Source organism: Streptomyces sp. NPDC055962 (assembly GCF_042270185.1).
Taxonomy (GTDB): Bacteria; Actinomycetota; Actinomycetes; order Streptomycetales; family Streptomycetaceae; genus Streptomyces.
In genome coordinates, this window is the sequence record NZ_JBHJYN010000001.1 from 1,049,608 (window position 1) to 1,067,045 (window position 17,438).

Below are 17,438 nucleotides of genomic sequence, written 5' to 3' on the forward strand. Positions count from 1 at the left end.
GCCCCGCTCTCCGTCGGCCCTTGGACAGACCATACGTACGCCGGTTCGGTGCCGCTCACCGGGTGCGCGGTTCAGTCCGTGACGTCGATGAGGCAGGAGTTCGTCTCCACGCCCGCGGCCGTGACGACCTGCACCTCCACCGTGCCCGGTTCGACCTCCACGGGCACGGGCACGGTGAGCACGGTGTCCGACGGGTTGGCGAAGCCTCCGGTGACCGGGATCAGAGGGACGTGCACATGCACACGGCCGATCCTGACGACCACCCGCGCCAGCCTGTCGGGGCTGCCGGCGCCCGGCGGGACGAATCCGGCGCCGCGGATCTCGATGTCGTCGCCGGTACGGATCGGGGCGTCCAGGTCCCCCGCTTCCCGGGCCCGCACCACCGACAGGATGACGGGCCGGCCGCCCTCCGCGTACTTCCCGGCGAAGTACGTCGCCGCCGAGACGGCCACCAGGACCGCCAGACCCCACGGCAGGTCCGGGAGCTGCTCGGGCCGGCGGGCCAGGCGGACCGCGGAGAACAGCACGGCGACGGCGCTGACCAGCACGTACTGCACGTCGGTGAAGCTGCCGCGCCCGGAGTCGTCGGTGAGCAGGTCGGCCGCGCGGGGCCGGTCCGCCCGCAGCTTCTGCAACCGCTGGGCGAGCACCCGTACGGTCACCACCCGGCGTACGACGACGGCGACGGCGCACACCAGCGCGAGCACGGTGAGCACGCCGGCCGAGCGGACCAGGTCGAGGCCCTCGATCAGGGCGTCGCGGTCGGCGTGGTCGGACGCCCCGGCCAGTTGCAGCGCGAGGACGAGGACGGCGAAGACGGCGAGGAGCACCCAGGAAGCGGCGACCGTGCGAGAGGTGGAGAGCCGGTTGTCCTCGCCGATCAGCGGGGCGAGAAGGCCGCCGCGGGCCCGGTGGACGCGGGCGGCGCCGGTCAGGAGGCCCGCGGTGACGAACGCCGCGACGAGACCGGCGGTGCGGGCCGTGGACCAGCCCGCGCCGATCGCGGTCACCGCCTCACCGACGACCAGCAGCGCGACACCGCCCCAGACCACCACCAGGGTGCGCTGCCAGAGCGTGTGGAGCCAGGCGTCCCCGGCCTCGCGGCTGCGCTCGGCGACGGCACGGGCCGACTCGGTCAGCTCGTCGGACACCCACTGGCGGGACGCGGACACCGACTGGGCGACGCCGGCGGGCAGGCCCTGCCCGGCGGCGAGTTCGTCCCGTTTGGCGAGGAAGGCCGCCACCGCGCGCCGGTGTCCTTCGTGTGCCCCGTGCGGGCAGTCGCCGCACGTACAGCCACCGCCGTGCGCACTCTTCGCCCTCGCCTCGTCCAACGCCACGGAGAACGCCGCCCTTTCCCGCCCCAGTAGAACCAACTCGCCTCTGATTTCTGCGAATTGTGCCGTACGTGGCGGGCTCGCCCCACATCGGGGCGGGCCGGGAGCGCCTGTCGTAGAAATGTGCGATTTTCAGGCGCTGAGCACGAGGTAGGCGAGGCCCAGTGTCCCCCGGTATCCCCCGTAGTACCCGGTGCGGCGGGCGTCGACGGTCTCGGTCATCTCCGCGTGCAGCGGGTGCCCCGGGTTGGCCAGCGCCCAGCGCTCACCGCGTCCGATGTTGGCCGCCGACTCGAAGAGGTCCCACTCGCGCCGGTCGGCGACGGTCACCTGGAGCGGCCTCAGCCCCACGGCCTCCGCCTGCCGGATCAGCCCCAGGAGCGAGCCGAAGTCGCCGGGCTCGGCGCCCAGACCCTCCAGCGCGGCCGCCGAGGGCTCGCGCTCCCAGAAGCCGTCGCCGAACAGCACCCGCCCGCCCGGGCGTACGGCTGCCCGCAGGGCCTTCAGCGCGTCCGGGGTACCGCCGGGCCATGCGTGCGAGGAGCCGATGGAGACGGCGAGGTCGTAGCCGGTGTCCTGATGGCCGGCGGCGGACACCTCGTGGAAGCGGACCCGGTCCGCGAGCCCTCGCTCCTGCGCGAGCCGCAGGCCGCGCGCGACGGCTTCCGGGTCGGTCTCGATGCCGTCCCCGGTGGATCCGGGCGCCGCTTCGACCAGGCGCATGAGCAGTTCGCCCCAGCCGCTGCCGAAGTCGGCGATGCGGGCACCGGGGGGCGGCTCGCAGGCGGCGATCAGCCGGCCCGCGTGTTCCTCGGAGAGGGGGGTGTTCCACGTGAGGCGGTCGTTCCCGGGGGCGGACATGAGGGCGCGGATCTCGTCGGCGGACATGGAGACGGACCATTCCACGGGTGCCGCACCTCTGCCACCGAATTAGTGGAGACGTCGCCGGTTCACGGCAGGAAGACGAGACTCGCGTCGATCAGCTCGGTGCGCCGCGGCAGGTCCGGAAGCCGATCGAGCTCCTCCGCAACCCAGCCCTGGGGCGGGGGCACGGGACAGCGGCAGTGCTCGGTCGGTTCGTCGTCGGGTGCGGCACCCATGGTTGCTCCCAGGGGGCTGAGTCTCGTCTCCTCGGTCAGCGTACCCAGCGGATACGACGATGCCGCCGCCCAAACACATGGGCGACGGCATCGGCATCGGCCTCAGGGAGCAGGGGTCACTCCCACTCGATCGTCCCCGGCGGCTTGCTCGTCACGTCGAGGACCACGCGGTTGACGTCGGCGACCTCGTTGGTGATGCGGGTGGAGATCTTCGCCAGCGTCTCGTACGGCAGGCGCGACCAGTCGGCCGTCATGGCGTCCTCGGAGGAGACCGGGCGCAGCACGATCGGGTGGCCGTAGGTACGGCCGTCGCCCTGGACGCCGACGCTGCGGACGTCCGCGAGCAGGACCACGGGGCACTGCCAGATGTCACGGTCGAGGCCGGCCGCGGTCAGCTCCTCGCGGGCGATGGCGTCGGCCTCGCGCAGCAGGTCGAGCCGCTCCTTGGTGACGTCGCCCACGATGCGGATCCCGAGGCCGGGGCCGGGGAACGGCTGGCGCTGGACGATCTCCTCGGGCAGGCCGAGCTCCTGGCCGACCATCCGGACCTCGTCCTTGAACAGCTGGCGCAGCGGCTCGACGAGCTGGAACTCGATGTCGTCGGGGAGCCCGCCCACGTTGTGGTGGGACTTGATGTTGGCGGTGCCGGTGCCGCCGCCGGACTCGACGACGTCCGGGTAGAGGGTGCCCTGCACGAGGAAGGCGACCTCGGGGCCGTCCTCCTGGAGGATCTCCAGCTGGGCCTGCTCGAAGACGCGGATGAACTCGCGGCCGATGATCTTCCGCTTCTGCTCCGGGTCGGACACACCGGCCAGGGCGTCCAGGAAGCGCTTCTCCGCGTCGACGACCTTGAGCTTCGCACCGGTCGCGGCGACGAAGTCCTTCTCGACCTGCTCGGTCTCGCCCTTGCGCATCAGGCCGTGGTCGACGTAGACGCAGGTGAGCTGGGAACCGATGGCCTTCTGCACGAGGGCCGCGGCGACCGCGGAGTCCACGCCGCCGGAGAGGCCGCAGATGGCGCGCTTGTCGCCGACCTGCTCGCGGATGAGGGCGATCTGCTCCTCGACGACGTTGGTGGTCGTCCAGGTCGGCTCGATGCCGGCGCCCCGGTAGAGGAAGTGCTCCAGGACCTGCTGGCCGTAGGTCGAGTGCATGACCTCCGGGTGGTACTGGACGCCGTAGAGCTTCTTCTCGTCGTTCTCGAAGGCGGCGACCGGGACGACGTCCGTGGACGCGGTGACGGTGAAGCCCTCGGGTGCGGCGGAGCAGGCGTCGCCGTGCGACATCCAGACCGGCTGCTCGGTGGGCGTGCCCTCGAAGAGGGTGGAGCCGGCCTTGGACACGGTGAGCGGGGTGCGGCCGTACTCGCGGGCACCGTTGTCGTCGACCGTGCCGCCGAGGGTGGTGGCCATGATCTGGAAGCCGTAGCACATGCCGAAGACCGGGACCCCGGCTTCGAACAGCGAACGGTCGAGGCTGGGCGCGCCCTCCGCGTACACCGAGGACGGACCGCCGGAGAGGATGATCGCCCGGGGGTTCTTCGCCAGCATCTCGGCCACCGGCATCGTGGACGGGACGATCTCGCTGTAGACCCGGGCCTCACGGACGCGACGGGCGATGAGCTGGGCGTACTGGGCGCCGAAGTCGACAACCAGGACGACGTCGGTCGTGGTGTCGGGGGCGGCGGGGGGTGCTGCTGGCACGGGGCGGCCTTCCGGCGGTGGAGAGGGGGTCGGTCCTCCCAATTCTACCGGCCGTGGAGCGCCGCCCCGCCGGGCTCCCGTCTCACGATCCGGGCCCTGCGTGGACCCGGGCCGGGGACGGGGTCCATACTTGCCCTCATGCGTCAGCACACGATCTTCGTCTTTACCTATGGCACCCGGCCCGCCGGCTGCCATGGTCGTGCTGCTTGAGCAACTGACAAGCACTTTCCAAGGCGCCCCGGGCCGACAGGCCCGGGGCGCCTTCGGCGTTCCGGACCCGTCGCTCCTGAGGCCCCGCCCACCAGGAGTCACAGATGACCAGCACCGCATCCACGAAGACGGCCGCCGAGCGGACCGGCGCGCACACCGACGAGGCCGCGTCCCTGATCGGGGGCGCCCGGACGCGCATCGACGCGCTGGACGACCGGATCATCGGCCTCGTGCAGGAACGGATGGCCGTCTCGGCGGTCATCCAGGAGGCCAGGATCACGTCCGGCGGCCGCAGGGTGAACCTGTCCCGGGAGATGGACGTCCTCAGCCACTACAGCGACGCCCTGGGAAAGCCGGGCACGGCCCTCGCCATGACGCTGCTGGAGCTGTGCCGCGGCCGGGTGTGACGTCCGGGAAGGCTGTACGGCCGCACCCGCGTTCGGTCCCGGTCTCACCCGTACGGCGCGTGACCGGGCCCCGGACGGCTTCGTTGATCCGGGTGTCCGTGCCAGCCAGGGGCGGCATCGGCAGAAATCCACGCGTGGCTCCGCCGGACCGTGTGACGTGCCTCGGGCACGTCGTGGGACCACGGCCCGGCGCGTGTGACCGGTCGGCAGGGGACAGCAGCCCGGTCACCCATGCGGCCGGCCCCGGGGACGCCCGGGACCGGCCGCTCTCGGACCGTCGCCGAGGCGGTCCGTCTCGGCGGATGTGCCGGCCCCGCAGGGCCGAGGAGTGCGACCGGTCCGGTCGCCCGAGTTCTCCCGGAACGGTTCTCAGGACAGCGCGGCGGGGCACCTGGTGCCGTGTGCCGGCAGGGTGGGGCCGGTCAGGTATCCGTCGACGGCGTCCTCCATGCAGGAGCCGCTGGTGACACTCCCGTGGCCCCGGCCCTCGTACGTGAGGAGCACGCCGCGGCGGCATCCCGGCTGATCGCGCACGGGCAGGTGCCGGTCGGCGCAGAGGACCGGGCCGCGGGCGGCAGCGGTAGTCCCCTGCCGCCGTCGACGCCGGCAGGGTCGTGACGGAAGGGCACCTCGGGTCGGGGTGTGGCCGACACCACATAAAGATTCTGTGAATCATCCATGGCGAACACACCGGCTTCGTTCCGTGCCCCACAACGGCAGGCCCGTTCACCCGTTCCTTTCGCCGTACCGCGGCCACGCGGTACCACGGACCTGCTGAGGCTCCAGATGAAGCTCCGCCGCACCCTGGCACTCGCTGCCGCCACCGCCGTCATAGGCCCGGTCGTCCTGCTCTCGGCGCCCGCCGCGTTCGCGGAGACCGAGACCACGACGACCGGGACCGCCTCCCCGACGCCGACCGGGACGACGGACACGGCGCCGACCGGGACGGCGTCCCCGGAGAACACCGAGTCCGCCTCGCCGTCCGAGACGCCGGAGGCCACGGAGTCGTCCGAGGGCATCGCACCGGAGACCACCTCCCCCACGCCGACCGACACCGAGTCGGAGACGGCGTCCGCGACGCCGACGCCCACCGCCACGGAGACCGAGGACGAGGGCGACGGGGACGAGCCCACCCCGGCGTGCGAGCCGCGTCCGCTGAAGCTCGCCATCAACGGCCTCTCCGGAAAGATCGTCCGGGGCAGCGGCTGGGACCGCTTCACCTTCAACATCTACAACGACTCGAAGAAGACCGTGAAGAACGTGGTGTTCTTCGCGGGTGCCGCCGCCGACAAGGCGGGCGAGCAGCTCTTCACCTCCAAGCAGGTCCGCCTCCAGGCGCTCAACGAGTCCGAGGGCACCTGGGAGGACCTGGACGAGCTGGGCACCTCGTCCGGTTACGTCGGCGAGACCGAGGGGATCAAGCCGGGCTACGAGGTCGACATCGCTCTGCGCCTCAAGGTGGAGGCGAGCGCACCCGTCGGAACGGGCTTCAGCCTCGGTGGCGGGCTCGTCTTCGGCGACGACTTCGAGTCGGAGCCGTGCTTCTCGGACGTCGCCTACAAGTTCCAGATCGTCGAGGCCGGTGACGACGACGGCGCGAAGCCCCAGGAGGGCGGCAAGATCCCCGTGCCTTCGGGGAAGCCGTCCGGCACCACCAACCAGGTGACCGGCAGCCTCGCCGAGACCGGTTCGTCCTCCAGCACCCCGGTGTTCGCCCTCGCGGGCGCCACGGCCGTGGTGCTGGGTGCCGGCGCGCTGTTCGTCGCGCGGCGCCGCAAGAACGGTGACGCCGCCGCGTAAGGCGCGTCACCGCGAGGTACGTGGAGGGGCTGCACTCGGAGGGGGGTGCAGCCCCTCGGCGTTCCCGGGGTCAGGCGTCCGACGCCGCCTTCTTCGGCGGCACCGCCGGTATGCCCAGGAACGGCAGCTTCAGCGCGCCGAACGCTTCCTTCGGCACCGCGGGCGAGGCCGGTTCGACCGCGGAGAGCCGCTCGTACGACGCGTCCTGCGCCGGGCGCGGGTCCTCCTCGCCCTTGTTGGGCCAGAACGACATGGCGCGTTCCGCCTGCGCGGTGATGGTCAGCGACGGATTGACGCCGAGGTTGGCGGAGACCGCCGAGCCGTCGACCACGGAGATGCCGGGGTGGCCGTACAGCCGGTGGTAGGGGTCGATGACCCCCTCCTCCGGGCTCGCACCGATCGGGCAGCCTCCGAGGAAGTGGGCCGTGAGCGGCGTGCCCATCAGCTCCCCGATGTTCGATCCGGCGAAGCCGTTGATCTCCTGGGCGAGCAGCGTCGCGCCCTGGGTCGCCTCGGCTATCTGGGTGGGGTTGGGCGAGCCGTGGCCCTGCCGGGCGGTGAGCAGCCCCTTGCCGACGCCGCCGGGCTTGCGGTACGCGGTCAGCGAGTTGTCCAGCGACTGCATGACGAGGCCGATGATGGTCCGCTCCGACCAGCGCAGGTTGGACAGGGACCGCACGGTCAGCACCGGGTGCCTGGCCACGTTGCCGAACCAGCTCAGTACCCGGTGGGTGCTGTAGGGCACCTGGAGGATGGTCAGCGCGCCCATCGCGTTGGAACCCTTGCCGTAGCGCACCGGCTCGATGTGGGTGTTCTCGTCGGGGTGGATGGACGAGGTGATGGCGACGCCCCGGGTGAAGTCCGCCTTGGCCGTGCCGTGCTTCTTCCGGTAGCGGCGGTCACTGGTCTGCGCCCCCACCAGGCCCTCGGAGTTGGTCCGGGTCAGCTCACCGAGGCGGGACGAGATCCGGGGCAGCAGCCCTTCGTCCTTCATGGTGTGCAGCAGGGTCTGGGTGCCGTACGTGCCTGCGGCGACGACCACCTTCCGGGCGCGCAGCACGGACGGCTTCGCCTTGCGGCGCCGGTTCGTGGGGACGGTCGACACCCGGTAGCCGCCGTCCGGGCCGTCCGTGACGGCGGTGACGGACGTCATCGGGTGGATGACGGCCCCGGCCTTCTCCGCGAGGTACAGGTAGTTCTCGTTGAGGGTGTTCTTCGCGCCGTGACGGCAGCCCGTCATGCATTCGCCGCACTGGGAGCAGGCCGTGCGCGCGGGACCCGCGCCACCGAAGTAGGGGTCGGCCGCCTCCGCCCCGGGCTTCGCGTCCACCGTGCCGTCGGCGTCCTTCCCGTCGCCGAAGAAGACGCCGACGGGGGCGAGGTGGAAGGTGTCGCCGACGCCCATGGTCTCGGCCACCGCCTTGAGGTGGACGTCCGCCGGGGTCACCGTCGGGTTGAGCCGCACCCCGAGCATCCGCTTCGCCTGGTCGTAGTAGGGCGCCAGCTCGTCCTTCCAGTCGGTGATGCCGGACCACTGGCGGTCCTCGAAGAACGGCGCGGGCGGCACGTACAGGGTGTTGGCGTAGTTGAGGGAGCCACCGCCGACGCCGGCGCCCGCCAGCACCATCACCTTGCCCAGCAGATGCACCCGCTGGATGCCGAACAGGCCGAGCGCCGGCGCCCAGAGGTAGTTCTTGATGTCCCAGGAGTTCTTGGGGAGCGTCGCCCGCGTGAAGCGGCGGCCCGCCTCCAGGACGCCGACCCGGTACCCCTTCTCGCTCAGCCTCAGGGCCGAGACCGCGCCGCCGAAGCCCGAACCGACGACGATGACGTCGTAGTCGTACGCGTCGTCGGGCGCCGCAGGAGCGGCCGGTGCGGCCTGGTTCTGGGCATGGCTGTCCTGGGACATGGCTCTCCTCGGCACGAAAAGGGCAGGTGGGAGGGGGCGTCGGGGGTCAGCGCAGCCGGAAGGCCTTCATCGCCTTGAGGCTGCGGCTCATGAAGGCCGTGTACGTCGCGTCGTCCATCCCGAAGGCCGGCGCGAGGGGCATCAGCCGCTGCTGGGCGACCGTCTGGGCCTCGGTGTACTTGAGGATGCCCTCGGAGCCGTGCCGCCGGCCGAGCCCGGACTCCTTCATGCCGCCCATGGGCGACTGGACGCTGCCGTACGCGGGCGCGTACCCCTCGTTGATGTTGACGGTGCCGGCCCGCAGCCGGGCCGCGATCCGGTGGCCGCGCCGGGCGTCCTTGGTCCAGACGCTCGCGTTGAGGCCGTAGGGGGTGGCGTTGGCGAGGCCGACCGCCTCGTCCTCGTCGGTGAAGCGGTAGAGGGAGACGACCGGGCCGAAGGTCTCCTGGGCGCAGACGGCCATCGGCTCCTGGACGTTGTCGAGGATGGTCGGCTCGTAGAAGAGCGGGCCGATGTCGGGGCGGGCGACGCCGCCCGCGACGAGCGTGGCACCCTTCTCGACGGCTTCCGCCACGTGCCGGCTCACGGTCTCCAGCTGGCGTTCGCCCACGAGCGAGCCCATGTCGGCCCCGTACGCCAGGGAGGCACCGAGCCGCATGGCCTTGGTGCGGGCGGCGAAGCGCTCCACGAAGGCGTCCGCGACGGACGCGTGGACGTACAGCCTCTCGATGGAGATGCAGAGCTGTCCGGCCGAGGAGAAGCAGGCGCGCACGGCGCCCTCGGCGGCCTTCTCGACGTCGGCGTCCGCCAGGACCAGCATGGGGTTCTTGCCGCCGAGCTCCAGCGAGACGCCGACCAGCCGTGCCGCGGCGCGCTGGGCCACGTCGCGGCCCGTGGCGGTCGAGCCGGTGAAGGAGACGTAGTCGGCGCGCTGGACGACCTCCGGCCCGACGACGGGTCCCTCGCCGAGGACGACCTGGAACACCTCGGCGGGCAGTCCGGCCTCGATCAGCAGGTCACGGGCCCACAGCGCGGTCAGCGCGGTCTCCGTGTCGGGCTTCATCACGACGGCGTTGCCGGAGACGAAGGCGGGGAGCGCGTCGCCGACGGAGAGTTCGAGCGGGTAGTTCCAGGGGGCGATCTGGCCGACGACACCGCGCGGCTGGCGCAGTTCGGTGACCTTGGTCAGCGCGGGGACGACCCCGGTGTGGCGCTTCGGCTTCAGGTACGCGGCGGCCCTGCGCCCGTAGTGCCGGGCCGAGACGGCGACGGCCTGCACCTCCTCGTGGGCGTGCAGCCGCGCCTTGCCGGTCTCCAGCTGGATGAGGTCGAGGACCTCGGACTGGCGCTGAAGGATCAGGTCGTGGAAGCGCAGCAGCACCGCCGCCCTGGCCCTGACCGGCGTCGCGGCCCAGACGGGCTGGGCGGCCCGGGCCCGGTCGAAGGCGGTCTGTACGTCCTCGGGGGTGGACTCGGGGAGGTCCGCCAGCTTGTCCCCGGTGAAGGGGCTGTGGTTCGACGTGCGGCCGGAGCCCACGACGCCACGGGTCAGCCGGGCGATCACCTCGGGAGTGACCACGTCCGCGGCGGTGCGCGCCCCTGCGGGGGCGGCGGCCACCGGATTGGTGCCGACGCGGCTGCCGGAGGCGGCGGAGGTGGTCGAGGAAGCCTGCGAGTCCGTCATGAGGGCGAGAGTATGTCCACCCGACGACTTTGGGTACCCGTGGGTAACAGGTTTTCACAGACCCCGCCAGAGACTCCTGCCCCGCCCAGCCATACAGCCAGCGATCACTGGCGGTATAACCGCTGATCAGGGGCGATCCACCCTCGTTCGCGGGGATCGGGCGTCAGGAACAGTGAATCTTCGGCGGTTCGCCCGGCGCCGGGCCGGTGTCCTCGCCGCGCGCCGCCGCCGGACCCGCCGCGGGTGCCCCCGGAGCGCCCCTCAGCCCTCGCGCTCCGGCGGTGTCCAGCTGCGCAGCATGGTCTCGAAGAGCTGCCGGGTCTCGTCCTGTTCCCCCTCGGGACCGGTCAGGTAGAACGCGTACTCCGGCCCGCCCGTCTCGGCGAAGTACATCTGGTCGATGCCGTGGCGCGGGCCGGGCTGACCCTGGGACTCGATCCAGGTGAACTCCCACCGTGAACCGGGACGGTCACGGAAGACGTTCTCCTCCAGCGTGAGCCGTTCGTACTCCGGAAGGCGCCGGGACAGGTCCTTCTCGATGCTCTGCATGTGCGCGTACGAGCTGTCGAAGTCGGGCTGCGGATCGATGCTGATCCGGAGGCTGTGCGCCCCGTTGTCGGGGCTGTACTCGATCCGGTCGCCGCCCGTCTGCCGCTCCCAGCCCTCCGGGAGCAGGAGGCCGAACCCCTCGGGGGCGTCGACCCGCTTCCAGCCGTCGGGGGTCTTCCCCGCGGCGGGCTCTCCCTCTCCCGCCGGGTACGCCGACGGGTCCCCGGCGGCGTCCCCGGAGGAGGACGCGGAGGGCGCCGGGCTCCCGGTGCTTCGCTCCGAGGCCTCGCCGGACGTCCCCCCTCCGGCATCCCCGGTGTACCGGATGACCAGGCCCACACCGCTGCCGATCAGCGCGGCGACCGCGAGGATTACCAGGACGGTGCGCCAGGGCTTCCGGCCGCGCCCGGTGGCGGACGCCGTGGTGTACGCGGGCCCGGCCGGCTCCGGCAGCGGCCGGGGGATGTGGGTGGTGGAACCCTCCGGGGCGGAGAAGGAGTTCAGCTCCTCCTCCGAGACCCGCTGCGTGGGCACGTGCGCCTGCGCGGCGCGGGGTCTGCGCCCCTCCATCGCGTCCAGCAGCATGCGCTCGGTCTCCTCGGCCGTCGGACGGTCCGCGGGGTCCTTGCGCAGCAGGGCGGTGATCACGGGCGCCAGCGCACCGCCGCGCGCCGGCGGGAGCGGTTCCTCCGTGACCACGGCCTGCATGGTGGAGATGGGGGACGTGCGCCGGAAGGGCGAGGTGCCCTCGACCGCCGTGTAGAGCGTGGCACCGAGCGACCAGAGGTCGGAGGCGGGGCCCGGGTCGCCGCCCCGGACCCGCTCGGGCGCCAGATAGTCGATGGAGCCGACCAGTTCACCGGTCCTGGTGATGGTGGAGTCGCCCTCGATCGCGGCGATCCCGAAGTCCGTCAGCAGGACCTGGCCGTCGCGGGCGAGCAGGACGTTGGCGGGTTTCACGTCCCGGTGCAGGACCCCCGCGCCGTGTGCGGCCCGCAGCGCGCTCAGCACATGGAGGCCGATCCTGGCGGCTTCGCGGGGATCGACCTCGCCGGACTCCTTCGCCGCGTCGGCGAGCGAGGGCCCGTCGACGTACTGCATGACGATCCAGGGGCGGTTGTCGTACTCGATGACGTCGTGGACGGTGACGACCCCGGGGTGCGTGATCCGGGCCGCCGCGCGCGCCTCCTTCTGCGTGCGGGCGTGGAGCACGGCACGGTCCGCCTCGGCGACGTACAGCCCGGCCGTCAGTTCCTTGACTGCCACCGTCCGGTGGAGCACCTCGTCCTGGGCGCGCCAGACCTTGCCCATGCCACCACGCCCCAGGACGTCACCCAGTCGGTATCGTCCGGCCAGTACGATCCCCGCGTCCGTGCCCTGCGCGTGTTCCACGTGTGTCCTCGCCCCGTTTTCCTTGGGACGACAGGGTACGGACGGGAGGCGGTGTCACGGAACCTCGCATCGCCCACGAATCCGCACTGTGATGCTTGTCGCGTTTCGCTGTCGCGCCGTCAGGAGTTCACGCGGTAGGAGGAGATGGCCTGTTCGTAGATCTCGGAGATCTTGTCCCGCTCGTTCTCCGGGCCGATGACCTGGACGATGTGGTACCTGCCGTCCACGATCATGGCGAGGTTGCGGACGTACACCTGGCGCCCGTCGCTCTCCTGCCAGGTGAACTGCCCCTCCGCCATGGCCTGTCGGCCGACGTCGACACGGCGCAGACCGGTGGACGTGGCCCAGCTCGACTCCCGGAAGGGCTTCAACTCCGGTTCCTTGGTCCGCTGGTAGTCGAGCGGATCGCCGCCGTTGGCCTTCACGGTGTCCCGGCCGGGGACCACCAGCACGCTGAACCCGTCGCTCCCGTAACGGACCTGACGGTCCGCCCCGGTCGCGCTGCGCTGCCAGCCCTTCGGCACACCGATCTCGAAGCCCTCCGCGTCCTTCCGCAGCGTGTAGCCCGGCGCGAGGGCGACGGCGGAGCGGCTGGTCTGCGGCTTCTCGGAGCCCGACGAGCCCCCGGAGTCCGGGGAGCCGGAGGAACGCGACGGCTCGGGCGAGCCGGACGACGACGCCTCCCCGCCGGAGCCCGGCTCCGCCGGTGCGACGGAGTCCGACGGCGCTGCGCCCGTCCCCGAACCGTCCTTGGGCATGAACAGCATGGCGTAGGCGATGGCTGCGGCCATCGCCAGCAGGATCAGCACCAGCAGCAGACGTCCGAGCCGCCGCGGCGCCCGGCCGCCGGGCTGCGGCTGGCGGAGCACCTTGGGACCCTTGGGTTCGCGGGGCGGGCGCGACGGCTTCTCGTACGCCTGGGGCTGTTCGTAGGCCTGCTGCCGATCGCGGCGCTGCGGCTTCCCCTGACGGTGACGGCCGTGGGACGTGCCCCGGCCGCGGCGCCGGCGCACGAGTTCGCCGCGGCGGCGTACGACGGGCAGGCGGGTGGCGTCGGCGGGCGGCATCGTGACGATGTCGGTGCCGACCTCCGGCTCGGGGGCCGAACGCACGAGGGAGCGGAGCCAGCCGCGCAGCTCCTCGAAGTCGGGCCTTTCCGTGGGGTCCTGACGCAGCAGCGACTCGACGACGGGGCGGAGCGGGCCGCACTCCTCCGCGAAGGCGGGCGGTTCGCCGCAGACCATCTGGACGAGCTCGGAGGCGTTCTCCTCCGGGTACGGGGCGTGGCCCTGCACGGCACGGTAGAGAAGCGCACCGAGCGCCCACAGATCGGTGGAGGGGCCGATGGGCGGGGCGAGCTGCCAGTTGTCGTGGACCGGGCCCGCCTGTTCGGGCGCCCAGCGCTCCGTGACGGCACCGACGACGGCTATCCGGGCCTGCCGGGCGCGTTCGGCGGCGAGAGGGGTGGCCGGGCCCCGGTAGGCGGGGGTGTCACCGCGTCCCGCGACGACCTCGTCCCACCCTCCGGCGGGGCCTCGCGCGGCGACCGGCCGGGGCAGCCGGTCCGGGCGCTCCGCGGGGCCGCTGCCGACGCGCCTGGCGTCGGCGCGCAGCGCGTCCTCGCCGGAGCGGCCCGGGCCTCCGGAGCCGCCTGCGGGCACGGGTCGGCCGGAGCCGTCGCCCCAGGTGCCGGCGAGGTGGACGCGCCGGCCGGCGGGCGGCGGGCCGCCCGGGCCCTCGTCGTCGTCCTCGTCGTCGTCCTCGTCGTCCTCGTCGTCGTACGGGTACGGATACGGGGCCTCGGCCGGCCGGCCCCAGGCGGCCGTCAGCTGCGGCGGGCCGGAAGACGCCGGGGTGGCCGGTTCCTCGGTCCCGTCCGCCTCCTGGCCGCCGTCGTGGTCGCGCTCCTCGCGCCGGCGCTCCTCACCGGCGCGGGCGGCGGCGCGGGCCCCAGCCCGGTAGGCCGCGATGGCTCCGGCACGGGCGGCGCGCAGCTGCGCCGCGCTCCCCGCCCCGGGCTCCGCCGGGGGCAGGGCGGGAGGCGCCGCCTCGATCTCGCCACGGGTGGCGGGGGCCGGCCCGCCGTCGCCGGGCGTCCTGGGCGCCGGGAGCGCCTCCGTGGCGGGGAGCGCTCCCGGCCCGGGCGGCGCGAGGTCCGGCCGGTACGGCAGGGGAGGCTCGTAGGGGCCCGGTCCGACGGCGGGAGGCTCGTAGGCGCCCGGTTCGACAGCAGGAGCCTCGTAGGCGCCCGGTTCGACAGCAGGAGCCTCGTAGGCGCCCGACTCGACAGCAGGAGCCTCGTAGGCGCCCGACTCGACGGCAGGGGGCTCGTACGGGCCCGACTCGACGGCAGGGGGCTCGTACGGGCCCGACTCGACGGCGGGGGGCTCGTACGGGCCGGTGGGGCCCGATTCGACCGCCGGAGGCCCGTAGGCGTTCTCCTGGTCCGGCTGCGGTGCCGGAACGTATCCGCACAGCGCTTCCTCCGCCGCGCCCGCCGCGAGCCCGGTCAGCACCACGCGGCCGTCGTCGCAGACGAGCACCGTGCGGACCGTGATGTTGCGGTGCGTCCAGCCGTGCGCGTGCAGTACCCGCAGCGCCGTCAGGACGTCGGAGCCGATCTCGGCGGCCCGGTACGGATTGAGGGGCCGCTCCGCGAGCAGCGCGGCGAGCGGCCGGGCTGCGACCAGCTCGCTCACGATCCAGAGCGATCCCGCCTCGGCGAACACGTCGAAGACCTGGTCCAGGCGCGGGTGGTCGGGCACCTGCGCCGCCGCCTGCGCGGCCTCGATCGCCCGCCGGACCGCGGGGTCCGTGGACCGTCGCACCGCACGGCCGGTGGCGCGCCTGGCCGAGGGGACACCGTCGGCGTCGAGCACCTCGGCGTCCACGACCTCCGGCAACGGCACCTGCCGCACCAGGACTTCCTGTCCGCTGTACGTGTCGAACGCCCGTGTCTCGGCCAGTTCGTACGCATCGGACGGAGGCAGCGGAAGGCGGTAGCGGTCGGCAAGCACCCGACCCGCGTAGTCGTCCACGACGCCTCCCCAGAGCGCGCTGTCCCCCGGTCACCGAGACCGCATCAATCCGTCAATTGCGGTCACTTGCCGTGCAATCGATCCTGATTCCGGCTGCGTACGGTCCTCGGTCTCTCACCATACGTGGCAAGGGGCGGCAGCGCGGCCGGGTCACGCCAACCCGGCCGCTCGAACCCGGTCAGGACCGGTCAGCCGGTCGGCTCGAACGTGGCGAAGGCCGTCTCGCGCAGGGTCTTGCACGCGTCGCCGTCCCACTCGTCCGCCTTGCAGCTGATCATGATCGAGTAGCCGTGGGTGGCGTCGGCCTTGAAGCCACGGTTGAGGACCCTGACCCGCATGCCCTGCTGGTTGCGCGTGAACTCCCAGTCCGCGACGGTCGGGTAGCCGTTGTACTCGACCTTCTTTATCCCGATGTGCGAGTAGCCGCTGCTGCTCGCGGCGACCGCTCCCATCAGACCGCGCCATGCGGCGGCGGCGTCGTCCCCGGGCGAGGAGTTGTAGTCGATCTGGACGCGCGGGAAGCCGCCGCCGTCGTTGTAGATGCCGCCCGAGTTGCTTCCCGCTATGGCGTTGCGCTTGAAGCCCTCGGGCATCGCCATCGAGAAGTGGAACCGCTCGTCGGTGACCTTCTTGTACCCGGCGGGCAGCGCGTCCGGGTCGGCGGAAGGCTTCCCGGTCTCCGGTGAGGGCGAGGTGTCGCCCGACGCCTCACCCGTGTCCTTCCCCTGGCCGTCCTTGCCGCCGTCCTGCTTCCCGCTCTCCTCGTCCTTGCCGGAGCCGCCTCCGGTGGCCCGCTCACCGTCGGCCGTGGCCCCGGCCGACGCGGCGGTGCCGCCCTTGGAGCCGCCGCCCTGGTTGCCCGTGTCGTCGTCGCCGAGCGTGAGCGCGAGGATCGTGCCGAGCACGGCGAGCACGACGACGCCGGCGATGACCGCCAGCGTGCGGCGCGGGACGACGTCGGTGATCGACGCGCGGGCCGCGGCCGGACGTCCGGCCGGCGCGGCCGGGCCGGAGGCCGAGGCGGTGGCGGCCAGGGTCCTGGCGTTGCGTACCGACCGAAGGGCGTCGCGCAGCCGGTCCTTGGTGCCCTCCGCGATCCCCGCCACGCCCGCCGGAGCGGTCGTCGAGGAGGGCTCCGGAGCGGCGGGGGAGCCGTGCACCCGGCTGCCGGAAGCCTTGTCTCCGGACTCTCCGGGGGTGTCGGCCGCGGCGGCGGAGACGGGTGCGGCGGCAGCGGCGGCCGCCTTCTTCGGGCCGCCCTTGCCGCTCCGGCCGCCCTTGTCGCTCCCGGCGTCACCGATCGCGGGCAGCGCCATGACCTGGGTGCGCTCGGCCGGAGGGACGGCAGGCTCTTCCGGGGCGTTGATCACGGCGTTGAGCAGGGTGCGCGCGCCGGCGTCGTCCAGTCGCCGGTCGGGGTCCCTGGCCAGCAGGCCGTAGATGACCTCCTCCAGCGGACCGGCGTGGACGGGCGTCTCCACCGGCTCGGTCATCACCGCCGTCAGGGTGGCGATCGCCGACCCCTTGTCGTACGGCGGCCGGCCCTCGACGCTCGCGTACAGCAGCCCGCCGAGGGACCAGAGGTCGGCGGGCGGTCCGGGCTTGTGACCGCGGGCCCGTTCGGGCGAGATGTACGACGGGGCGCCGACGAGCATGCCCGTCGAGGTGACCGAGGGGTCGCCCTCGACCTGCGCGATCCCGAAGTCCGTCAGGACGACCCGGCCGTCCTCCGAGATCAGGACGTTGGACGGCTTCACGTCCCGGTGCAGGATGCCCTCGCGGTGCGCCGAGCGCAGCACGTCGAGGATGGCCAGGCCGACCTCCGCCGCACGCCGCGGCGTCAGCGTCCCGTCCTCACGGATCACCTCGGCGAGGGACTTGCCCTCGATGAGCTCCATGACGATCCACGGCCGGTCGTCCTCGTCGACCACGTCGTAGACCGTCACCGCGCTGGTGTTGCGGATCCTTGCGATCGCCTTCGCCTCACGCAGCGTCCGCGTGATGAGGCGCCGCTTCTCCTCCTCGTCGATGGACGAGGGGAACCGCAGTTCCTTGACCGCGACCGTGCGCCCCAGCGTCTCGTCGGCAGCACGCCAGACCGTGCCCATGCCGCCCCGGCCGAGCACCTCCCCGAGGCGGTACCGTCCCGCCAGAAGACGTCCGTCCTTGTCCCCTTGGGGCTCCCGCGCCTGCTCCGCCTCCGACATGCGTCCCCTCTGCGATCAACCCGCCCTGGCAGAGCGTTCATTGTCCCTCACCCCGGGACCACCCGTGGTCCCGGGTCCGGGTCGGCCATGATGTGACCGGAG

Annotated in this window: 12 protein-coding genes; 2 read left to right on the plus strand and 10 right to left on the minus strand. The window is 72.7% G+C overall.

The genetic code is table 11. The annotated features are described in order from the left end of the window. Positions 1-71 precede the first annotated feature (71 nt). The 4 genes from ACFC51_RS04690 to guaA all read right to left on the minus strand — a co-directional run bounded on the left by ACFC51_RS04690 (position 72) and on the right by guaA (position 4,140). A complete protein-coding gene (locus ACFC51_RS04690; RefSeq protein ID WP_376380622.1) occupies positions 72-1,340 on the minus strand; it encodes a hypothetical protein in 1,269 nt (422 codons plus the stop codon). A gap of 129 nt (positions 1,341-1,469) precedes the next feature. Then, on the minus strand, positions 1,470-2,225 hold the full coding sequence (locus ACFC51_RS04695; protein WP_376380645.1) for an SAM-dependent methyltransferase: 756 nt from the start codon (positions 2,223-2,225) through the stop codon (positions 1,470-1,472). 62 nt (positions 2,226-2,287) lie between these two features. Continuing rightward, complete coding sequence (locus tag ACFC51_RS04700) at positions 2,288-2,437, minus strand: hypothetical protein (protein WP_376526975.1); 150 nt, start codon at positions 2,435-2,437, stop codon at positions 2,288-2,290. A 116-nt stretch (positions 2,438-2,553) separates the two neighbouring features. Then, a complete protein-coding gene (gene guaA, locus ACFC51_RS04705; RefSeq protein WP_376380616.1) occupies positions 2,554-4,140 on the minus strand; it encodes a glutamine-hydrolyzing GMP synthase in 1,587 nt (528 codons plus the stop codon). A 314-nt stretch (positions 4,141-4,454) separates the two neighbouring features. Here guaA and ACFC51_RS04710 point away from each other — a divergent pair, with 314 nt between their 5' ends. Continuing rightward, positions 4,455-4,757, plus strand: coding sequence for a chorismate mutase (locus tag ACFC51_RS04710; protein WP_014154529.1), 303 nt, complete (start codon positions 4,455-4,457; stop codon positions 4,755-4,757). 369 nt (positions 4,758-5,126) lie between these two features. Here ACFC51_RS04710 and ACFC51_RS04715 read toward each other — a convergent pair whose 3' ends face one another. Next, on the minus strand, positions 5,127-5,261 hold the full coding sequence (locus ACFC51_RS04715) for an alpha/beta hydrolase (RefSeq protein WP_376526977.1): 135 nt from the start codon (positions 5,259-5,261) through the stop codon (positions 5,127-5,129). A gap of 282 nt (positions 5,262-5,543) precedes the next feature. Between ACFC51_RS04715 and ACFC51_RS04720 the strand changes: the two genes are divergently transcribed. Beyond that, positions 5,544-6,557, plus strand: a complete 1,014-nt coding sequence (locus ACFC51_RS04720; RefSeq protein WP_376380009.1) for an LAETG motif-containing sortase-dependent surface protein — start codon at positions 5,544-5,546, stop codon at positions 6,555-6,557. A 70-nt stretch (positions 6,558-6,627) separates the two neighbouring features. Here ACFC51_RS04720 and ACFC51_RS04725 read toward each other — a convergent pair whose 3' ends face one another. The 5 genes from ACFC51_RS04725 to ACFC51_RS04745 form a co-directional block, all read right to left on the minus strand. Then, positions 6,628-8,466: a GMC oxidoreductase gene (locus ACFC51_RS04725; RefSeq protein WP_376380007.1), complete on the minus strand. Its 1,839-nt coding sequence runs from the start codon at positions 8,464-8,466 to the stop codon at positions 6,628-6,630. 46 nt (positions 8,467-8,512) lie between these two features. After that, positions 8,513-10,150, minus strand: a complete 1,638-nt coding sequence (locus ACFC51_RS04730) for a succinic semialdehyde dehydrogenase (protein WP_376380004.1) — start codon at positions 10,148-10,150, stop codon at positions 8,513-8,515. 261 nt (positions 10,151-10,411) lie between these two features. Next, positions 10,412-12,091 carry a serine/threonine-protein kinase gene (locus ACFC51_RS04735; protein WP_376526979.1) on the minus strand — a complete coding sequence of 560 codons (1,680 nt, stop codon included), beginning with the start codon at positions 12,089-12,091 and terminating at the stop codon, positions 10,412-10,414. 119 nt (positions 12,092-12,210) lie between these two features. Then, positions 12,211-15,129, minus strand: coding sequence for a protein kinase (locus tag ACFC51_RS04740; RefSeq protein ID WP_376526981.1), 2,919 nt, complete (start codon positions 15,127-15,129; stop codon positions 12,211-12,213). Between the two features lie 188 nt (positions 15,130-15,317). Further along, positions 15,318-17,336 (minus strand): serine/threonine-protein kinase, encoded by a 2,019-nt coding sequence (locus ACFC51_RS04745; protein WP_376526983.1) that lies wholly within the window; start codon positions 17,334-17,336, stop codon positions 15,318-15,320. Positions 17,337-17,438: the final 102 nt, after the last annotated feature.